Genomic DNA, 19,611 nt, shown 5'->3' with positions numbered 1-19,611 from the left:
GAGCTGCTGGCGGCCGAGGCCTTGCTGGCGGCCCGGCGCGGCGAGTTCGCGCGCGCGGTCGAGCTGATGCAGCAGGTGGTAGCGCAGAGCCGGCAATGGTCGATGCGGCGCCAGGTGGCGCGGCGCATCCGCCAGACCGTGTCCTGGCTGCTGCAGGACGGCCGGGCCGAGGCGGCCTGCGCGGCGCTGGAACAGGCCCACGCGCTGGAGCTGGAGGAGGTCAGCGAGGCCGGCCGCCAGGACGCCGCCGCCCAGCTGCAGCGCGCCGAGCTGGCCCATGCGCGCAGCCAGCAGGCCCATAGCGAGACCCATGCGCTGGAACTGCAGGCCAAGAACGGCGCGCTGGAGCAGGCGCTGGCGCTGCAGCGCGAGCTGCAGGCCGAGCTGCTGGAGGCCGGCAAGCTGGCCAGCCTGGGCCAGCTGCTGGCCGGCATGGCCCATGAGCTCAACACCCCGCTGGGAACCGCGCTGACCGCGCTGAGCACGGCCGCCGACCTGAGCCGCGCGCTGGGCAGCTGCGTGGCCGGCGGGGCCGTGTCGCGCAGCCGTTTCCTCAGCGATCTGCACAGCTGCGAGCAGGGCGCCGAGCTGGCGCGGCGCAATATCGAACAGGCCCTGGCCCTGGTGCAGGCCTACCAGGCGGCCGGCCAGGCCCCCGATCTGCCGCGCCGCCTGCGCCTGGACACCCTGGTGCGCTCGGCCTGGGAGCGGGCGCTGAGCCCCGGCACCCGGCTGTGCCTGGAGCTGGACGCGGCACTGGAGCTGCACACCCACGCCGAGGCCCTGGGCGAGGTGCTGGTGCAGCTGTTCCAGAACGTCGAGCGCCATGCCTATGCGCCCGGTGCGCCGGGCCATGTGCGGGTGCAGGCCGGCGTGCGCGAGGGTCAGGCGNGCCGAGGCCCTGGGCGAGGTGCTGGTGCAGCTGTTCCAGAACGTCGAGCGCCATGCCTATGCGCCCGGTGCGCCGGGCCATGTGCGGGTGCAGGCCGGCGTGCGCGAGGGTCAGGCGCGGCTGCTGGTGCAAGATCAGGGCGCCGGCATCGCGCCGGAGCTGCTACCGCGCGTCTTCGATCCCTATGTGTCCAGCCAGTTCGGCCGCGGGCGCAGCGGCCTGGGCCTGTTCATTGCGCAGGCGGCCGTGATGCAGCGCCTGCGCGGCCGCATCCGCGTCGAGAGCCGGCCGCGCCAGGGTTGCCGCTTCGAGATTGAGTGGCCGGTGCCGGCATGAGCCGCAGGCAGAATGGCTCGACATGAGCCCTGCAGACTCCCTCCCCGACTGGCTGGCGCAGCAGCGACCGCGCTATCTGGCCCAGCCCACGCTGGCGTCCGAGCTGATGGAGCCGGCGCTGCAGTATTTCGCGGCGCTGCCGCCCGAGCCGGCCAGCGCTGCGGGGGTCGATCTGGCGCTGCTGCTGGTGGAGCTGCTGACCGAGACCATGCGCTATCCGGAGCTTGACGCACTGGTCGCCACCGCCCTGCCCTGGGCCGAGGCCGTGGGCGACCGGGCGGCGCAGAGCACGCTGCAGGTGGCGCTGGGCCGCAGCCATGTGCGTAGCGGTCGCTTCGAGCCGGGTCTGCAGGCGCTGGAGCGCGGCATGGGCCTGGCGCGCGCCGAGGGTCGCCCCGCCTTGCTGGCCCAGGCCTTGATGCAGCTGGGCTTTGCGCTGCAGCGCCTGCAGCAATTCGAGCGCTCGATCGCGGTGAGGCGCGAGGCGATCGCGCTGTGCCGCACCAGCGGCGATGCCGGTCCCTGGGCACAGATGTTCGTCGGCATCGCGCAGTGCGAGCGCGCGCTGGGCCGGCCTGCGGCGGCGCTGGCCGCGCTGGACGAGGGCGTGGCCGTCAATGCCGCGCAGCAGCGCTGGGGTGCAGCGGCCAATGCCTTGTCCGGCGTGATCGAGGAGAAGGTCGCGCTGGGCCAGCTGGAGGCGGCCGCCGCCGATCTGGCGCGCGGCTTCGACTATGTGACCCGGGGCGGCGACAAGGTATCGATGGCACGCACCGAGATGCGCTGCGCCGAGGGCGTCTGGCTGGCGGCCAAGGGCCAGACCGAGGCGGCGGTGCATGCCTTGGAGGAGGTGCTGGCGCATTACGAACAGCGCCGCGCGCTGCCGCAGATCTCGCGCCGGCTCAAGCAGCTGGCGCCGCTGCTGGCCCGGCTGGGGCGGGTCGACGAGGCCCTGGCCGCGCAGGCGCGCGCCTACGAGCTGCAGCTGGACGATGTGCGCGAGGCCGCTCGGCAAGACCTGACCCTGCATCACCAGCGCCTGCAGCTGGAGCACGCCCAGGCTGAACGACTCAGCGCCGAGCAGCATGCGGCCGCCCAGGCCGAAGGCATGCGGCGCCTGCAGGCGCTGCAGCAGCGCCTGGTCGAGGCCGGCAAGCTGGCCAGCCTGGGTGCCCTGGTGGCCGGCGTGGCCCACGAGCTGAACACCCCGCTGGGCTCGGCGCTGACGGCCGCCAGCACCGCCGCCGAGCAGCTGCAGCAGCTGGCCGGCGACAGCGCGGCCGGCCGGCTGACGCGCAGCCAGTTCGAGCGCCTGCTGCAGCAATGCCAGCAGTCCTGCGCGCTGGTGACGCGCAGCCTGGAGCGCACCATCGCGCTGCTGTCCAGCTACGACAAGCTCAAGATCGAGGCCGAGCCGCGCCAGCAGGTGCAGCTGGCCGCACTGCTGCGATCGGTCTGGCAGCGCGGCTGCGCCGAGGGTGAGGAGCAGCCGCTGCAGCAACAGCTGCTGCTCGACTTCGATGCCCGGCAGCGCGCGATGGTCGCACCCGAGGCCCTGAGCGAAGTGCTGGCCCAGCTCTTCGACAACGCCCGTCAGCATGCCTATGGCGGCGGCCCCGGCCAGGTGCGGGTCGAGATCGATATGGCCGAGGCTGTACTGCTGCGCCTGCGGGTGCGCGATGCCGGTGCCGGCATCGCGCCCGAGCTGCTGCTGCGCATCTTCGACCCCTATGTCTCCAGCCAGTTCGGCCGCGGCCGCAGCGGCCTAGGCCTGTTCATCGCCTATGTGACCTGCAGCCAGCGCCTCGGGGCGCGGCTGAGCGTGGACAGCGAACCGGGCCGGGGCAGCTGCTTCGAGATCGAGTGGGCCCCTGCCTGAGAGCTTGTGAATTTTCTACTGCGCCACCGCCATGCGTCGTTGGCCGGTGCTCGGAATCCTCACGTACAGGAAGTACGTTCCGGTTCCTGTGCGCCGTCCGCCTCGCCTGACGGCGGCTCGCTACGAAAATTTCACAAGCTCAAGCCGCCGCGCTCAGCGGCGCGCCAGCCACTCGATCAGCGCATCCAGCACCGGCCGCCCCTTGGCCGCGGCCTGCTCGTCGTTCAGCAAGGCCACCACCACCCACAGCCGGCCGCGCGCATCGGGCATATAGCCGGCCAGCGCCATCGCATTGCGCAGGGTGCCGGTCTTCAGGCGTGCCCGGCCCTCGGCCGGCCCGCCCTTGAAGCGCCGCGCCAAGGTGCCGTCGACGCCGGCCACCGGCAGGCTCACCAGCAGCTCGGGGCCATGGCGGCCGCGCTGGGCCGCTTGCAGCAGGGCCGCCAGCTGGGCCGGCGTGATGCGCTCGCTGCGCGACAGGCCGGAGCCGTTGTCCAGCACCAGGCCCTGGTCGGCAATGCCCTGCTCGGCAAACCAGGCCCGCACCACGCGCTCGGCCGCCGCCGCCGTGGGCTCGCCTGGCACCGCTGCGGCCGCGCCCAGTCGCAGATAGGTCAGCCGGGTCAGCGCATTGTCGGAGCGCTTCATCATCGGAAACAGGTCCTCGATCAGCGGCCGACCCTGATGACTGGCCAGCACGACAGCGCCCGCCGGCGTCGCGGCCTCGCGGTCCGGGCCCTCGATCACGCCGCCCAGCTCGCGCCAGAGCTGGCGCAGAGACTGCGCCGCCAGCCATTGGCGGTCGACCAGATTGAGCTCGGGCGCGGCGCGGCAGTGCTTCGGAAAGCCGCCTTGCAGCATCACGACCACGCCGCCCGCGTCGCGGCCGAGCTCGGGCACCCGCCAGTCGCGCGCCCAGTCGGCGCAGGGCCGCTCATTGAGCGTCAGCCGGCTGGTGTCGACCTTCATGCCGGGCCAGGCCGGGAACAGCCGGGCCTGCACCCGCTCGCCGTCGGACTGCAGCAGGTAGCGCAGCAGCTGGCCGTTCAGGTTCAGCGCGTCGGGGATCACGTTGTAGGGGAACTCGGGCGCCTCGTCGAAGGGCGCGGCACCCAGGTCGGCACGCGCCGGAAGGAAGAGCTGGCGGTCCACCACCAGGCCGCCCTGAATCTCGCGCACGCCCTGCTCGCGCAACTGGCGCAGCATCAGCCACAGCGCGCCCCAGTCGAGCGCGCTGTCGGCGCCACCGCGCAGATACAGCGGGCCGGCCAGCCGCTCTCCCTGCGGCGCGGCCTCGGCCAGCAGCTCGCTGCGGCCGCGGCTGTGCGGCCCCAGCCGGTCCAGCGCGACGATGGCCGTCACCAGCTTCATCGCCGAGCCGGGCTGCATCGCGCGATCCGCCTGCAGGCGCAGGCCCTGGTCCGGCGCGTCGAGCGCAAAGGCCACGACGCCCAGCGCGCTTTCGGGCATGCCGGCCGCATCCAGCGCCGTCCTGACCTCGGCGGGCAGCGAGGGCGCAGCGGGCTGCAGGCTGGCGCAGCCGGCCAGGCTCAGCGTGGCCAGCAGCAGGCTCACCGAATGAGCCAGTCGGGACAAGGAACTCGAGGACATGACGGTATCGATAGGGCCGGGATGGCTTGCGACTGTAGCGCCTGGCTGCCGCCCAAGCCGGGCCCGCATTCCAACAGGTTATATGCACGCGACAAGCATTCATCGGGGCCAGCGCAACAAACAGGTGGCAGCCCTATGGTGGCAAACCCGGAGTGTGCTTGATCATGAATGCAAGCCGAGAGCGGCCTGCCGGCCCACGAGGCCGAAGGGCAAGGCGGGCACACCAATCATTCGTCGGGGACGCGCCAGCGTCATGACAAGTCCAAAAAGGAGTAGTACCTTGAAACTGAGCAAACTCGCACGCAGCCTTGCGCTGATAGGCATCGGCGCGCAAGCCTTGAGCGCTGCATGGGCGCAAAACACCGCGCCGGTACAAAGAGTCGAGCGGGTGGAAATCACCGGTTCCAGCATCAAGCGTCTCAGCGGTGAGGGCGCACTGCCGGTGCAGGTCATCACCGGCGCCGAATTGAACAGCAAGGGCATCACAACGGCCGAGCAGATGCTCAGCCAGATGGGCATCAACGGCACCGGCGCCGACAGCGCAGTGGCCAATAACAATGTGTTCGGCAGCGACACCGACCGTCTGACCGGCGGCTCGGCCAATGCCAATCTGCGCGGGCTGGGTCCCGGCAGCACCCTGGTGCTGTTGAACGGCCGCCGCATCTCCACCCATGGCATGAGCGGCGGCGCGGTCGACCTGAACGCGATCCCGATGGCCGCCGTGGCGCGGGTCGAGGTGCTGAAGGACGGCGCCTCGGCGATCTACGGCACCGATGCGATCGGCGGCGTGATCAACTTCATCCTGAAGAAGGACATGGAAGGCGTCGATATTGCCGTCAATTACTCGCAGCCGCTGGAATCCGGCGGCGGCACCAAGCGCCGCGCCAGCATCACCGGCGGCTTCGGTAATCTGGACCGCGACCGCTTCAACATCCTCGGCAGCCTGACTCTGGACAAGGACGACATCCTGCGCGGCAGCGAGCGCAGCTGGGCCAATGGCTTCCAGCCTGGTCGCTATCTCTCGCCCGATTCGTCCAGCCACCCGTTTGCCAACATCATCAACCTTGCCAACACGGCCCTGGGCGCCACCGGCTCCACTGTCGGCAATGGCGACGCCACCAAATACACGCGTATCAATCTGCTCAGCATGCAGGGCGACTGCGATGCCATCGCGACCGGCGTGCAGTACCAACCTCAGCTGTGGAACGCCGCTCAACCGGCGAATCGCTACCTCTGCAACACCGACTCCGGCAGCCAGTACATGCTGGCTGCGCCGAACGACGCCTACAACCTGCCGACGCGTGGCAACTTCCTGATCAACGACCGCCACACGGCCTTCGTCGAACTGACCGCCTCGCGCACCGAAAGCAAGGCCGAGCTGACGCCGGCACAGTTCAGCACCACTGCAGCGGCAGGCAACCACTACCCGGTCAACGGTCCCCATTACCTGAACCTGAAGGACTACGGCGTCAACGACTTCGACCCGACCAAGCCGATCGCCTACCGATGGCGCATGCAGGACTTTGGCAACCGCGTGATCGAGAACGTGTCGGAGAACCAGCGCCTGGCCGCAGGTCTGGACGGCGAGATCGGCGCCTATGCCTACAAGCTGGGACTGTCGAGCGCCAAGGCCGAGGCCTGGTCCAACCTGATCGACGGCTATGCCTACACCGCCAAGCTCAACACGGCACTGAAGACCGGCCTGATCAACCCCTGGCTCAAGCCCGGCGAGAAGCAGACCCAGGCCGCGCTGGAGCTGATCGAATCGACCAAGGCGCGCGGTCGTCTGCAGGGCGGCGAAACCACCTTGACCCAGTTCGACGGCGCGCTGTCGGGCGAGCTGTTCAAACTGCCGGCCGGCTCGCTGGACTTCGCGCTGGGCTTTGATCTGCGCAAGGAGACCTATGAGTTCGCGCCGCAGCCCGACGCCTTCAACTGCGTCTCCGGCATGAGCAACGGCGCCAATGATGTGCTGCTGTGCCCCGGCAACAGCGCCATCGGCAAGCAGTCGCGCGACATCAAGGCGGTTTACGGCGAACTGGCCGTGCCCGTGTTCAAGGGGCTGGATCTGCAACTGGCCTTGCGCCATGACCGCTACAGCGACGTCGGCAGCACCACCAATCCCAAGATCGCCTTCCGCTACCAGCCCAACGATGTCTTCCTGCTGCGCGGCTCGGTCAACACCGGCTTCAAGGCCCCGAGCTTCCAGCAGCTGGCGCCCAACACGGCGCCGCTGCTCGATACCTCGGACTGGCGCGATCCGGCGCAATGTCCGGTCGCCGATCCAGCCAACCCGAACTGCGCACGCCGGCTGGACTACATCGTCACCGGCAACCCCAATCTGAAGCCCGAGAAGTCCAAGCAAGGCACGATAGGTATCGTCGTGTCGCCGGTGCGCGACCTGACGATGTATGCCGACTACTGGCGTATCGATCTGGACGACCGTCTGCGCAAGCTGACGCTGTCCGAAGTGAAGAATAACTACGCGCTGTTCTCGGACCGCTTCGCCCGCGACGCCTCCGGCCGCGTGACCCTGGTCACCACCGGCTGGGAAAACGCCGCCGACAGCTCGACCAAGGGCCTCGACTGGGGCGCCGCTTACCAGTTCAAGCACACGAGCGGCACCTGGCGTGCCAGCATCAACGGCACCCATATGCTGAGCCACAAGGAGCGTGCGCTGGCGAACCTGCCGCTGCAGGAGCTGGTCGGCGAGTTCTCGCTGCGCACGCTGTACCTGCGCGACAAGTTCAGCGCCGATCTGGGCTGGGGTCGGGACGACTGGAGCGCCACGCTGACGACGGTCTACAAGTCCGGCTACAAGGACCAGGACATGACCCGCTTCGGCACGCCGCGCCGCAACGTCAACAGCTACACGACCTTCAACCTGTTCGGCAGTTACACCGGCTTCAAGAACATGGTCATCACCGCCGGGCTGAACAATCTGCTCGACACGGCACCGCCGTTCAGCTATCACAACGTCGATGACGTGGTCGGTGCCGGCTGGGATCCGCGCGTCGGTGACCCGTTCGGCCGCACACTGTCGCTGTCGCTGCGCTACTCGTTCAGGTAAGCCTGCAAGCCAGCAAGTCCAAGGCCCGCCGATGGTGGGCCTTGGCGCGTGAGGGCTCAGTTCGCCAAGCTGATCGTCGAGCCCACCACGCCCTCGGCATTGAGGATCTCGAGCTGGTCGCCCTGGCGGCGCACGGTGAAGCAGCCTTCCTTGCCCTCGCGCATCTTGCGCCAGATCGTGCAGTAGCCCTTGTCGTCGAGGCGCCAGGTGCCGCTGTCATTGCCGCCCGGATAGAAGAGCTGCATCGTGCCGTCGGCGCGCATCTCCCACTGGGTGACCACGCCGCTGGCCTTGATGGTCGAGCGGTGCTTCTTGCCGACCAGGGTCTGCTGGATCTCCTGCGGCGACAGCAGCACGGCCTCCTGGGCCCAGCCGGCCGGCGCAAACAGCGGGGCGAACAGCGCTGCGGCCAGTCCGAGCGCGCGTGTGGGATGGTGGGGCAGCATGGCGATCTCCCGGACATCAAAGGGACAAGGCTGCCATTCTTGCGGCCGGGCGATCGCCCGCCATCCCCAGAACAGCGTAGCGCGCGGCCCGCTCAGAGCAGGGTCAGGCAGCCCGCCGCGACATCCATCTCGACCTGCAAGCCCAGCGGCAAGGCGATATGCGGGCGGCAATGGCCCGAAGGCCAGCCGGCCAGCATCGGCTTGCCCAGCGGGCTCAGCAGATCGGCCAGCACCGCGTCGGGCGATTCGGCGTCGCTGAAGCTGCCGATCAGGAAACCGGCCGCCGCGTCGAGCACACGGGCCTGGCGCAGTTGCACCAGCAGACGGTCAACCCGGTACGGCGCCTCGCCGACATCTTCGATGAACAGAATCGCGCCCTCGGCGCGCGGCGCCCAGGGCGTGCCGAGCAGGGCCGCGAAGACCGCCAGATTGCCGCCGATCAAGCGGCCCGCCGCGCACTGACCCTGGTTCAGGCCATGGGCCGGCAGGGCCGGTGCGATCTGCTCGCCGACGGCCAAGCCGCGATGCAGCAGGCTGAACAAGGCATGGGCGTCGGCGCTTGCGTCGGCGTCGAGTAGGTTGGAGGCGGGCATCGGCGCATGCAGGCCGACCAGCCCCATGCCGTCGCGCAGCGCGTGCAGCGCGGTGATGTCGCTGAAGCCGATCAGCAGCTTCGGGTGGCGGCGCAGCAGGTCGGTGTCGATCTGCTCCAGCAGCCGCGCGCAGCCATAGCCGCCGCGCAGCGCCAGCACCGCGTCGACCTCGGGGTCGGCGAAGGCGGCATGCAGATCAGCCAGGCGCTGCGCGTCGCTGGCGGCCAGATAGTCCAGATGTGTGGGGCCGGCGCAGCCGGGGAACAGCTTGGCCTTGAAGCCATGGGCGGCCAGCAGGGCCGGCACACGCTCCAGGCTGCCGGGCGCAGGCGGGCCGGCCGGCGCGATCAGGCCCAGCGTCGCGCCATAGGGCAGCGCGGGGATCAGCCGAGCGCTCATGCCGGCAGCCGCAAGCCGTCCAGCGCAATCGGGCTGGGGCGGCCGGAAATCAGCTCGGCCAGGATGCGGGCCGAGCCGAAGGAGAAGGTGAAGCCCAAAGCGCCATGGCCGACATTGAGCCAGAGATTGCGCACCGGGCAGGCGCCCAGGATGGGCGCGCCGCTGGGCGTGGCCGGGCGCAGACCGGCCCAGGTGCTGGCGGCCTCGTAGTCGGCCGCCTGCGGGAACATTGCCCGCACCGCGCGCTGCAAGGAGGCGATGCGCTGCGGATCGATGCGGGCATCGTTGCCGACCAGGTCCACCATGGCCGCCACGCGCAGCTGCTCACCGATGCGGGCGTACAGCACCTTGCGCTCGAAGTCGGTCACGCTGACCTCGGGCGGGCGATGCCGGTCGCCGATCGGCGCGGTCAGGCTGTAGCCCTTCAGCGGGTAGATCGGCAGGTTCAGGCCGGCGCTCTTGCCCAGGCCGCGGCTGTGCAGGCCGGCGGCCAGCACAAAAGCATCGGCCGGCAGCTCGCCGGCATCGGTCTGCAGCGCCACCGCCCGGCCCTGCGAGAGCACAAAGCCCTGGGCCTGCGCCCGCACGACGCCTTGGAACTGGCCATGCCGAGCCAGGCGCTCGGCCAGCTGCAGGCACAGCCGGTGGCAGTCGGCCACGGCCTCGCCCTCGGTGAAGATGCCCCCGGCCAGCTGGGCATCGCCGTCGGCCAGCGCCGGCTCCAGCGCCACACATTCCTCGTGGCTCAGTGCCCGCTCCGCCGCGTCACCATGAGCGCGCACGCGCGCGGCCACACGCGCGAATTCATCGGGCTTGCGGTAGACCACCAGCTTGCCGGGCGCACGCAGCGCGATGTCGTCGGCGTCGAGCCGGGCGCTGCGATGCAGCTCGGCGAACGCGGCCTGGCTCAGCGCGCCGAGCTCCAGCAGCCGCGCCGTCGTGCGGCGGTTCACCGGGCCGCGGCAGGCGCGCAGGAACTGCAGCATCCAGGCCCATTGATGCCAGCGCAGTTCGGGCTTGAAGCGCAGCGGCCCGTCGGCATCGAGCAGCCAGCGCAGCGCCTTCAGCGGCACGCCCTCGTCGGCCAGCGGCGAGACATAGCGGTAGCTGAGCTGGCCGCCGTTGGCGCGGCTGGCCCCTGAGGCCAGCGCGGCTTCGCGCTCCAGCAGTGTGACCTTATGGCCGCGCTCGGCCAGGGCCCAGGCGGTCGTCAAGCCGACCACCCCGCCCCCGATCACCACAATATATTGACTCATCCCGACTCTTGGACACTGATCTGCCGGCAGAGTAAGGACAAGCCGGGCTCAGGACCAATGAAAGCGCGAGCGCCGCCTATAACCTGGCCGCATGTGGCCTCAGCCGAGCACCGCGGCCATCGCCACGGCCGTGGCCTCGACATTCTTGCTGTTGAGCCCGGCCACGCACATGCGGCCCGAACGCACCAGATAGACGGCGAACTCGTTCTTCAGCCGGTCCACCTGCTCGGCCGACAGGCCGGTGTAGCTGAACATGCCGCGCTGGGTCAGGAAGTAGTCGAAATTGCGGCCCGGCTGCTTGGCGCTGAGCACCTCGAACAGGCTGTTGCGCATCGCCATGATGCGCTGGCGCATCTCGGCCACCTCGCCCTCCCACAGCGCCCGCAGCGTCGCATCGCTGAGCACGCGGGCCACGATCTGGCCGCCGTGCAGCGGCGGGTTCGAGTAGTTGCGACGAATCATGAATTTCAGCTGGCCCAGCACATTGACGGCCTGGGCCGCGTCGGGGCAGACCACGCTCAGCGCGCCGCAGCGCTCGCCATACAAGCTCATGCTCTTGGAGAAGCTGTTGGCGACAAAGAAGGACAGGCCGGCGTCGGCCATCGCGCGGATCGCGAAGGCGTCTTCCTCGATGCCCTCGCCATAGCCCTGGTAGGCCAGGTCCAGGAAGGGCAGCAGCTCGCGCTCGGCCAGCACCGGGATCAGCTCGTCCCACTGGAAGGGGGTCAGGTCGACGCCGGTCGGGTTGTGGCAGCAGGCGTGCAGCAGCACGACACTGTGCTTGGGCAGGGCGCGGATGGCGTCGAGCATCTCGGCGAAGCGCACGCCGCCGGTCTTGGCGTCGTAATAGGGATAGGTCTTGACCGCTATGCCGGAGCCTTCGAACACCGCGCGGTGGTTGTCCCAGGTCGGATCGGAGACATAGATGGCGCTGTCGGGGAAGTAGCGCTTGAGGAAATCGGCGCCGACCTTCAGGCCGCCGCTGGAGCCCACGCTCTGGATCGTCACCGTGCGTGCGCGCACCGGATGGTGCTCGCCGAACAGCAGGGCCTGCACCGCGCTGCGGAAATTGGCCGCGCCCTCCATCGGCAGATAGGGCCGGGCACCGGCCTCGGCCACCACGGCCAGCTCGGCGCGACGCACCGAGTCCAGCATCGGGATGCGGCCGTCGTCATCGAAATAGATGCCGATCGACAGATTGATCTTGCCCGCGCGCTCGTCCTTCTGGAAGGCTTCGTTGAGGCTCAGGATGGGGTCGCCTGCGTAGGCGTCGACGTGCTTGAACATGGTGTGCAACTCCAATCGGGACAGCCGGCATTATGGGCCGGCTCGCAGGCCGTAGCGCTCCAGGATGCGGCGCCAGGCGCCGTCCTCGCGCATCGCCAGGAAGGCGCGCTCCAGTTCGGCCTGGCGGGCCAGCCAGGGCGAGGCCCGCGCCAGCACCACATGGGGCGGCTCGCCGGCCAGCAGCCAGGGCTGCTTGATCAGGCCCAGCCCGGCTTCGCGCAGCAGCAGATCGCCCTCGCGCTCCGGCGCCACCGCGATGTCGAGCCGGCCGCGCGCCACCATCTCCAGCGCCGCCCGGTAGTCATTGACCTCCTGGCGCTGCAAGCGGGTATCGGCATCGAAGGCGCGGCCGTAGCGCTTGCCGCGATGCACGGCAATGCTGCGGCCGCCCAGATCGTCCAGGCTGCGCACCGGCGCGGCGTCGGGCCGGGTGTAGAAGGCCTTGTCCTCGCTGGGCAGCACGACGCGGGTGTAGCTGAGAAAGAGCTCGCGCTCCGGCGTGCGCAGCGGGCCCAGCATCAGATCGGCCTCGCCCTGCTCCATCAGCTTGAAGGCCCGTGCCGACGGCACCTCGGCATAGCTGACACGCCAGCCCAGGCGGCGCGCCGCCTCGTTCATCAGATCGTAGTAAAGCCCGGTCGCCCCACTCTCGACAAAGATGCGGAACGGCGGATCGGCGCTGCCCACCACACGCAGCAGCGCCGGCTGGGCCTGCAAGGCCGGCAGCAAGAACAGCGCACTCAACAGCAGACAACAGTGACGGCGGACTCGCATCGTGGCGGGTGGATCTCCCTGAAGATCCAGCATACAGGCCGAAGTCTGCTTTGCCGGCGCGCGCCACTGACAACTCTTACAGGGTCACCCGCGAATCGGTGGGGCCAGCCAGCGCAGCCAGCGACCGTGCGGATGCGAGCAGGCCAGCACCGCCTGGCGCAAGACCCCGGCGGCCCATTGCAGGGTCCACAAGGTGTCGCCCGCCCCGCAAGCCGCCGGCAGCGCCAGCGCCGGCGGGCGCAGCGCGGCGGCCTCGGCGCTGAGCCAGATCAGGCCGCGCTCGCGCAACAGGCGCTCGATGGCGACGCGATGCCGGGCCAGCGCCCCGGCCTCGAAATAGCTCAGCACCCAGCTGTTGAACAGCACCGGCTGAACGCCGGCCGGCAGGCCGTCCAGCCAGGGCTCGATCTCGGCCAGGCAGTCCTCGGCCCGGCGCAGCGGATGGGCGGCCGTGCGCGCCAGCACCAGCGCCTGATCGAGCCGGCGCGCGCGCTCGCGGTCATGCGGCCACAGACAGGCGCGCAGCCAGCGCACCGCCGCCTCGTCCCGCACATCGATGGGCGCCGGGTCCAGGCCCAGCCGGCTTTGCAGCCGCCAGGGCTTGGGCGGCGGCGGCGCGGCATCACCCCGCCACTCGCAATTGATGGTCGGTCGCTCAGCCGCTGCCGGCGCGCCGAGCGCAAAGCCGCCGTAGTCATAGCGGTAGGCGTCGACGCCCAGATTCAGCCCGGCGCTGCAGCCGAAGTCCAGCAGGGCCAGGTCTTGCCGGCCGCTCAACGCGCTGATGTGCTGCAGCGCCGGCCACAGCACCGCGCAGCGGCCGATCTCGTTGGTCTGGGTGCTGCGCGAGCGCAGCTGCGCGATCAGCGCCGACCGCTGCCGGCGCACGAAGTCCAGCAGCAAGTCCGGCAGCTCGGCATCGGGCAGGCGGGTCCCGCCGACGCTGGGGTAGTAGGCGGCCAGCCCATGGTCCGCGCCAGAGAGAATCCGTTCGTGCAGCGCCGCCAGCAGCAGATTGGGCCGGCGCTGCGTGGCCGGCGCCTCGGCCATCAGGGCCAGCAGCTCGGCCGAATCGGCCACGCTGCGGCAGATCGCGACATAGAGCGGGTCCTGCGGGCATTCGACCTCGGCGAAGTGACGGTACTGAGCCGCCCATTGATCCAGTGTCTGGCTGTCTTCATTCATGGCGCAAGCCTAAGGCCGGGCCGCCGCGATGAATGTCGGCTACCCGACAATGGGGCCATGTCAGACGATCTGCCGGCCCTGCTGCGCGCCAACTTCCCGGCGCTGACGCTGAGCGCCCTCCAGTGCTCAAGACTGAACAGCCTGGTCACCGAGCGCAGGCTGGCGCGCGGCCGCAGCCTGTTCGTCCAGGGCCAGTCGACCGCTGCCTTCTATGGCCTGGCCGAGGGCGAGATCGAAACCCGCTTCACCGCAGCCGACGGCGCGATCTCGGTGCTGGAGCATGTGCAGCCGCCCCAGCTCTTCGGCCTCGCCGCCTTCGCCACCGGCCGACCCTCGGCCTACGAGGCGCTGGCCCGCCGGCCCAGCCGGCTCTGGGTGTTCGGCCCGCAGGCCTATCGGCTCTTGATGGACGAGGTGCCGGGTTTTGCCCGCGCCCTGCTCAGCGAGTTCGCACAGCGCTATGCCGGCACCCTGGGTCTGCTGGAAGCCGCGCGCCACCGCAGTGCGGTCGAGCGTTTTGGCCTGGCCCTGAGCCAGCTGGCGCGCGAGCGCAGCGACGGCCCACCCGACGCCGACGGCTGGCAGGCCATCGCCGCCACCCAGGCCGATCTGGCCGCGCTGGCCAATCTGTCGCGCCAGACCGTCAACGCGCTGCTGCGCGAGGCGGTGGCCCAGGGGCGGCTGCGCAGTGGCTATCGGCGACTGTGGCTCAGATCTTGAGCGCCGCCTCGATGTCCTCGCGCAGCTTCTCGGGCGCGTCATTGGGCGCATAGCGCTTGATCACCTGGCCGTCGCGGCCGACCAGGAACTTGGTGAAGTTCCATTTGATCGCCTCGGTGCCGAGGATGCCGGGCTTTTCGCCCTTCAGCCATTTCCACAAGGGGTGGGCCTCGGCGCCATTGACCTTGATCTTGGCCATCATCGGGAAGCTGACGCCGTAGTTCAGCTCGCAGAAGGAGGCGATCTCCTCGTTGCTGCCGGGATCCTGGCCGCCGAACTCGTTGCTGGGGAAGCCCACCACGACCAGGCCGCGCGCCGCATAGTCTTCCCAGAGCCGCTCCAGCCCGGCGAACTGCGGCGTGAAACCGCAGGCGCTGGCGGTGTTGACGATCAGCAGCACCTTGCCGCGCTGGCTGGCCAGATCGGCCGGTTCGCCCTTGATGGACAGGGCCTGGAAGTCGTAGACGGTCTGGCTCATGGCAGCGCTCCTCTGATTGGGAAGCGATGCTAGCTCAATGGCCCCCGTTGCGCTCAAGCGCCGCCAGCACGGCGGCCGCGACGATGCAGGCGCCGCCGATGGCGGTCTTCAGGTCCAGGCTGCCGCCGCCCAGCCAGAGCGCCGAGATGGCCGCCGCCGGCACCTCGACCAGCATCACGATGGCCGTCACATTGGCCGGCAGGCGCCCGGCGCCGTACTGCAAGGCCAGATTCGAGAAGAAGAACAGCACGGCCATGCCGGTCAGCGGCAGCAGCCAGATCCAGCCCGGCAGGCTGGGCCAGGGCACCAGGCCTTGGACCCCCATCAGCAACGCCGCCGAACCGGCCACCAGCACGCCACCGCTGAACATGGCCAGCGCCCGGGCATGGGCGCCCCGGTGTGATTCGCGCTTGAGCATCACATTGTTCAGCGCGAAGGTGAAGCCACCCAGCACACCCAGCCAGTCGGCCAGGCCGGAGGGCAGCGGGAAACCGCCCTGCTCCGGCGCCAGCACCACGGCCGCCCCGCCCAGCGCCAGCACCATGCGCAGCAGGGCCAGCCCGGTCAGCCGTTCGCCCAGGATCAGCCGCGCCAGCAGCACGGCCCACAGCGGCATCAGATAGAACAGCAGCACCACCCGCACCACATCGCCCAGCGCCACGCCCCAGTTGAAGGCGGTATTGGTGGCGCCGGCGGCCAGCATGATCAGCCACAGCGAGGGGGTGCCGAGAAACTCGCGCCAGGCACGGCCGGCGCTCAGGCTGATGACGCCCAGCGAGATCAGATAAAGCGTCACCGTGGCCCACAAGGGGTGCAGGCCGGCGGCCTGGAACTGCCGGAACGGCCACCAGGACAGCCCCCAGATCAGGGCATTGAAGATCAGCGCGAGGTAGGCCAAGACAAGAGAAGCGACTAGGGGTAGGCAAGCCCGGTTGGCTGGCCGCAACATCCTGGCCCAAAGCACGGGGAAAACTCTGCAAATTGCTGGCTAGACGGTGCGCCGCCGGCCAACAATGCCCAGGGTTTATAGCATGGCGAAATGCCGGCCCTAGGCCTTCCAATCGGCGGGCGCACGCGGGTCGCCCCGGCGCGCCGGCACCAACACTATCTATGGGAGAACAGCTCTTGGATCATCTGGCCTGCTTCACGCCGGGGGACTTGCGGTCGAACCCGGCGCCCACCCTGGACGGCTATCGCTGGCGTTTGCTGGCGCAGGGGGACTCCTGGTTCTCGAACGCCGCCGCCAAGCTGGATGCCCATGCCAATCTGCTGCAGGAACTGGTCTTCAAGCAGCCGGCGGCGGCCGTCAACTGCGCCGGCCAGGGCGAGGGCCTGGCCCATCTGGTCGATCTGCAGGCCCAGCCCGATTTCGTGCGGCTGCTGACCGGCGCCGACGCGCCGGCCTGGGACGGCGTGCTGCTGTCGGTGGGCGGCAATGACCTGATTGCCGCCGCCCGCGTGCTGGCCCACCCCGAGACCCGCCCCGGGCAAGACCCGACCCCGGCGGCCGGGCTGACCCCGCTGCAGCTGCGCCTGCTGCGCCACCAGACCGAGTGGGGCCCGCCCTCGCATGGCGTGGCGCGCTATTTCTCCGAGCCGGGCTGGCAGACGCTGGCGGCCTATCTGAGCGCCAATCTGCGCCATCTGCTGAGCCTGCGCGACCAGGGGCCGGCCGCCGGCAAGCCGGTCTTCATGCACTGCTATGCGGTGCCGATGCCGCGTCCGGCCGGCACCGAGGGCGCCGGGCCCTGGCTGTACCCGGCCTTCAAGGCCTACAACATCCCCAGCGCCGACTGGGCGGCGGTCAGCCGCCTGATGGTGATGCATCTGGCCCAGCTGCTGAAGAGCCTGGCGGCCGATACGGCGGCCTACCCGGGCCTGCATGTATTCGACTCCACCGCCGTGCCGCTGGCCCTGGCCACGCCCGGCAGCGCCGGCATCAGCGGCGACTGGTACAACGAGATCCATCTGAACCACAGCGGCAGCTTCAAGATCGCGCGGGCCTGGTCGGAGCATATCGAGGCGGTGCTGAACCGGCCCGCCGCTCCTCAGGCCCGCACCCAGACCGTGCCGGGCACCCGCAAGGCCTGACCCTCATCCCAGCGCTGGCGCAGGCGACGGATCTCCGACAGCAGGCGGGCCTGGTCGGCCTCGGCCAGCAGCCGGCGCAGATCGGCATCAAAGGCGGCCATCCGGCCTTGCACGGCAGCCGCCTGCTCGGCACGCTGCTGCAGGGAGTTCGTGATCGACTGCTCGACCCGGTCCGCCGCCTCGGCCTGGCCGATCCGGCGCAGGCACCGCGCCTGGGTCTGCAGGCCGCGCAGCTGCAGCAGCCGCCGCATCTGGCTGCCCCCTTCCTGCAGCAGCTGCTCGCAGTAGCGGCAGGCCAGCGCCGCGTCGCCGTCGGCCTCGGCCAGCAGGGCCAGCTCCAGTTGCAAGGCCAGTTGCAGGATCAGCCAGCCCTGGCTGCTGGACCGCTCGAACAGCTGCCGCATCTGCTCGCGCACCTCGGGCGCGGCATGACGACGGCGCCGCCAGCGCAGCACATTGGCGTCCCACTGGCTGCGCAGATAGGCCTGCGGCAGTCCCACCGCCAGACGCTCGCCTTCGGCCAGGTAGCGCGAGGACCGGGTCAGCGCGGCCAGGGCGGCGGCATGGTCACCACGCTCGAGATGGGCGTCATGCACGGCGCAGACCAGATGCAAGGTGTTCGAGAAGCGCAACAGGTCACGCGGCTCGGGGGCGGACTGACGCTGAAACCCGAGCGCCTCCAGCATGAAGCGTTCGGCGGCCTGCTCGTCACCCATCCACAAATAGCACATGGCGACCCGCTCCAGCGCCATCGCCGCCCCGGCCGAATGGCCCAGAGCCAGCGCGTCCCGCAAGGCGAGGTCTGCGGCGCGCAGGGCCGGCTCGCAGCAGGAACTCTGGTTGTAGGCAAAGGACATCAGCGCCAGCAGTTCAACACGCTCGGGGCTGGGGCCGGCGACCCGCGCCAGCGCCTCCTGGCCGACCGTCAGCATGGCCTCGAAACGCTCGAACTTGCTGAGGCTACGCAGCTTCAGCAGCAGGGCGCGCAGCCGCAGCCCCGTCTCGGGTGCCGGCGCAGCCAGCAAGGCATCGATCCCGGCAAGCACCGGCTCGAACTGTCCGAGGCCGTAGCGCCGCTCAGCTTCGTCCAATCTCGCCAGCCACTGCTGCCGAACCGCCGCTTCATCGCCCATTTCTGCCCTCGCGCCCGCCATGCCCGGCGCCTGTTTGTAGCAGAACGGCCGGCGGGGCGTGGCCTCAGTGGCAGTCGCTGCGCGCCAGCTTCAGCAGGCGTTCCAGCTCCTCGGGGTGGCGCAGGCAGTTGTTGTGGTGCCAGCGCTTGATCAGCCACATGGTGCCGGCGACGACGATGCCGAAGATCGTGATCGCGCCGAAGGCCGACATGCCGAACTTGGTCATGCCGGTATAGAGCGCGCCCAGGCCCAGGATGCAGGCCTGCTCGTTGAAGTTCTGCACCGCGATCGAGCGGCCGGCCCCCATCAGGTTGTGGCCGCGATGCTGCAGCAGCGCGTTCATCGGCACGACCAGGAAGCCGCCGATGCCGCCCAGCACGATCAGAAAAGGCGCGGCCACCCAGACATTGCTGATCACATTCATCAAGATCACCAGCAATCCCATCGCGATGCCCAGCGGGATCACCGCAGTGGCGCGCTCCAGCCGCATATACATCGAGGCGACGACGGCACCGACCGCCGTACCGATCGCCACCACACCGACCAGGCTGGAGGCCTGGGTCGTGCCATAGCCCAGCGCGGCGGCGGCCCAGGCCAGCACGATGTAGCGCAGATTGCCGGAAACGCCCCAGAACAGCGTCGTCGTGGCCAGCGAGATCTGGCCCAGCTTGTCCTGCCAGAGGCGGGAATTGCAGTTGGCGAAGTCGCGCACCAGGCCCAGCGGCCCCAGGCCGACCGGCTGCAGCGGCGCGTCGGTGCGCGGGATGCGCAGATTGAACAGGGCTGCGATCACATACAGCCCGACCAGGCTGGCAATCGCCGCCTGCGGCGCGCTGTGAATGCCGGGCAAGCCCAGGCTCAGCAGCCAGGCCGAGGCATGCGGGCCGACCAGCTGCCCGCCCAGCAGCACGCCCAGGATGATGGAAGCAATCGTCAGCCCCTCGATCCAGCCATTGGCCTTGACCAGTTGGGAGGGCGGCAGCAGCTCGGTCAGGATGCCGTACTTGGCCGGCGAGTAGGCCGCCGCGCCCAGGCCGACGATGGCGTAGGCCATCAGCGGATGGCTGCCGAACAGCATCATCAGGCAGCCCACCACCTTGATGCTGTTCGAATAGAACATCACCTTGCCCTTGGGCACGGCGTCGGCAAAGGCACCGACAAAGGGCGCCAGAATCACATAGAACAGCGCAAACATCGGCACCAGGGCGGCGCGCTGCCACTCCGGCTCGCCCGAGGTGCGCAGCAGTTCCACGGCAGCGACAAACAGCGCGTTATCAGCCAGCGAGCTGAAAAACTGCGCCGACATGATGGTGTAGAAACCTTTTTTCATCTGCCCGTGAGTGAACTGCGTAGAAATGCTGCGGGAACTGGGGCCAGCCTGGCCCCCGGAAGCAAAGTTTCACACAGGGGCAAGAGCGCGGCTTTATAGCATGCACCCCTGTGGGGGGACAGCCGGCCCGC

Annotated in this window: 17 protein-coding genes; 5 read left to right on the top strand and 12 right to left on the bottom strand. The window is 69.7% G+C overall.

What is annotated here, in order from left to right; all coding sequences use genetic code 11:
- Positions 1–828 (bottom strand): hypothetical protein (locus tag PO768_RS29280; protein ID WP_442953235.1); only part of this gene is annotated, 828 nt, incomplete at its 3' end.
- Here PO768_RS29280 and PO768_RS29275 point away from each other — a divergent pair.
- Both PO768_RS29275 and PO768_RS14695 read left to right on the top strand, forming a co-directional pair.
- Positions 827–1,228, top strand: a complete 402-nt coding sequence (locus PO768_RS29275; protein WP_442953234.1) for a sensor histidine kinase — start codon at positions 827–829, stop codon at positions 1,226–1,228. The genes PO768_RS29280 and PO768_RS29275 overlap by 2 nt on opposite strands.
- 22 nt (positions 1,229–1,250) lie before the next feature.
- Entirely contained in the window at positions 1,251–3,107 is a 1,857-nt protein-coding gene (locus PO768_RS14695; protein WP_272646646.1) for a sensor histidine kinase, read from the top strand.
- A gap of 153 nt (positions 3,108–3,260) precedes the next feature.
- On the opposite strand, the gene dacB is transcribed toward PO768_RS14695, so the two are convergent.
- Positions 3,261–4,718: a D-alanyl-D-alanine carboxypeptidase/D-alanyl-D-alanine endopeptidase gene (dacB, locus tag PO768_RS14690; RefSeq protein WP_272646645.1), complete on the bottom strand. Its 1,458-nt coding sequence runs from the start codon at positions 4,716–4,718 to the stop codon at positions 3,261–3,263.
- A 280-nt stretch (positions 4,719–4,998) separates the two neighbouring features.
- On the opposite strand from dacB, the gene PO768_RS14685 reads away from it, so the two are divergent.
- Entirely contained in the window at positions 4,999–7,788 is a 2,790-nt protein-coding gene (locus tag PO768_RS14685; protein WP_272646644.1) for a TonB-dependent receptor domain-containing protein, read from the top strand.
- 56 nt (positions 7,789–7,844) lie between these two features.
- Here PO768_RS14685 and PO768_RS14680 read toward each other — a convergent pair whose 3' ends face one another.
- From PO768_RS14680 to PO768_RS14655, 6 genes are all read right to left on the bottom strand, one after another.
- Entirely contained in the window at positions 7,845–8,234 is a 390-nt protein-coding gene (locus PO768_RS14680) for a hypothetical protein (protein ID WP_272646643.1), read from the bottom strand.
- Positions 8,235–8,326: 92 nt separating this feature from the next.
- Positions 8,327–9,226: a S66 peptidase family protein gene (locus tag PO768_RS14675; protein ID WP_272646642.1), complete on the bottom strand. Its 900-nt coding sequence runs from the start codon at positions 9,224–9,226 to the stop codon at positions 8,327–8,329.
- Entirely contained in the window at positions 9,223–10,482 is a 1,260-nt protein-coding gene (locus PO768_RS14670) for a D-amino acid dehydrogenase (protein ID WP_272646641.1), read from the bottom strand. Before PO768_RS14670 ends, PO768_RS14675 begins: the two co-directional genes overlap by 4 nt.
- A 99-nt stretch (positions 10,483–10,581) precedes the next feature.
- The gene (locus tag PO768_RS14665) at positions 10,582–11,769 is read right to left on the bottom strand and encodes an amino acid aminotransferase (RefSeq protein ID WP_272646640.1); all 1,188 of its coding nucleotides are present in this window, start codon (positions 11,767–11,769) and stop codon (positions 10,582–10,584) included.
- Between the two features lie 30 nt (positions 11,770–11,799).
- Complete coding sequence (locus tag PO768_RS14660; RefSeq protein WP_272646639.1) at positions 11,800–12,513, bottom strand: substrate-binding periplasmic protein; 714 nt, start codon at positions 12,511–12,513, stop codon at positions 11,800–11,802.
- A 114-nt stretch (positions 12,514–12,627) separates the two neighbouring features.
- On the bottom strand, positions 12,628–13,728 hold the full coding sequence (locus tag PO768_RS14655) for a DUF2332 domain-containing protein (RefSeq protein WP_272646638.1): 1,101 nt from the start codon (positions 13,726–13,728) through the stop codon (positions 12,628–12,630).
- A gap of 57 nt (positions 13,729–13,785) precedes the next feature.
- Between PO768_RS14655 and PO768_RS14650 the strand changes: the two genes are divergently transcribed.
- Positions 13,786–14,448 (top strand): Crp/Fnr family transcriptional regulator, encoded by a 663-nt coding sequence (locus tag PO768_RS14650; protein ID WP_272646637.1) that lies wholly within the window; start codon positions 13,786–13,788, stop codon positions 14,446–14,448.
- Here the strand turns inward: PO768_RS14650 and PO768_RS14645 are convergent.
- Together PO768_RS14645 and PO768_RS14640 are read right to left on the bottom strand one after the other, a co-directional pair.
- Positions 14,438–14,926, bottom strand: a complete 489-nt coding sequence (locus PO768_RS14645) for a glutathione peroxidase (RefSeq protein WP_137943773.1) — start codon at positions 14,924–14,926, stop codon at positions 14,438–14,440. The two genes, PO768_RS14650 and PO768_RS14645, sit on opposite strands and share 11 nt — an antisense overlap.
- A gap of 34 nt (positions 14,927–14,960) precedes the next feature.
- On the bottom strand, positions 14,961–15,824 hold the full coding sequence (locus PO768_RS14640; protein ID WP_442953233.1) for a DMT family transporter: 864 nt from the start codon (positions 15,822–15,824) through the stop codon (positions 14,961–14,963).
- 227 nt (positions 15,825–16,051) lie between these two features.
- On the opposite strand from PO768_RS14640, the gene PO768_RS14635 reads away from it, so the two are divergent.
- The gene (locus PO768_RS14635; RefSeq protein WP_272646635.1) at positions 16,052–17,017 is read left to right on the top strand and encodes a hypothetical protein; all 966 of its coding nucleotides are present in this window, start codon (positions 16,052–16,054) and stop codon (positions 17,015–17,017) included.
- Here the strand turns inward: PO768_RS14635 and PO768_RS14630 are convergent.
- Together PO768_RS14630 and lplT are read right to left on the bottom strand one after the other, a co-directional pair.
- Positions 16,975–18,108 (bottom strand): hypothetical protein, encoded by a 1,134-nt coding sequence (locus PO768_RS14630; RefSeq protein ID WP_272646634.1) that lies wholly within the window; start codon positions 18,106–18,108, stop codon positions 16,975–16,977. The genes PO768_RS14635 and PO768_RS14630 overlap by 43 nt on opposite strands.
- A gap of 106 nt (positions 18,109–18,214) precedes the next feature.
- Positions 18,215–19,480 (bottom strand): lysophospholipid transporter LplT, encoded by a 1,266-nt coding sequence (gene lplT, locus PO768_RS14625; RefSeq protein WP_137945716.1) that lies wholly within the window; start codon positions 19,478–19,480, stop codon positions 18,215–18,217.
- Positions 19,481–19,611: the final 131 nt, after the last annotated feature.

It is taken from the genome of Paucibacter sp. XJ19-41 (assembly GCF_028462495.1).
GTDB lineage: Bacteria > Pseudomonadota > Gammaproteobacteria > Burkholderiales > Burkholderiaceae_C > Roseateles_E.
This window is presented reverse-complemented; position numbering and strand designations above follow the sequence as displayed.

Coding starts and splice junctions, on each gene's coding strand:
- PO768_RS14695 (WP_272646646.1), top strand. CDS start 1,251: ATGAGCCCTGCAGACTCCCTCCCCGACTGGCTGGCGCAGCAGCGACCG.
- dacB (WP_272646645.1), bottom strand. CDS start 4,718: ATGTCCTCGAGTTCCTTGTCCCGACTGGCTCATTCGGTGAGCCTGCTG.
- PO768_RS14655 (WP_272646638.1), bottom strand. CDS start 13,728: ATGAATGAAGACAGCCAGACACTGGATCAATGGGCGGCTCAGTACCGT.
- lplT (WP_137945716.1), bottom strand. CDS start 19,480: ATGAAAAAAGGTTTCTACACCATCATGTCGGCGCAGTTTTTCAGCTCG.
- PO768_RS14665 (WP_272646640.1), bottom strand. CDS start 11,769: ATGTTCAAGCACGTCGACGCCTACGCAGGCGACCCCATCCTGAGCCTC.
- PO768_RS14675 (WP_272646642.1), bottom strand. CDS start 9,226: ATGAGCGCTCGGCTGATCCCCGCGCTGCCCTATGGCGCGACGCTGGGC.
- PO768_RS14645 (WP_137943773.1), bottom strand. CDS start 14,926: ATGAGCCAGACCGTCTACGACTTCCAGGCCCTGTCCATCAAGGGCGAA.
- PO768_RS14650 (WP_272646637.1), top strand. CDS start 13,786: ATGTCAGACGATCTGCCGGCCCTGCTGCGCGCCAACTTCCCGGCGCTG.
- PO768_RS14680 (WP_272646643.1), bottom strand. CDS start 8,234: ATGCTGCCCCACCATCCCACACGCGCGCTCGGACTGGCCGCAGCGCTG.
- PO768_RS14670 (WP_272646641.1), bottom strand. CDS start 10,482: ATGAGTCAATATATTGTGGTGATCGGGGGCGGGGTGGTCGGCTTGACG.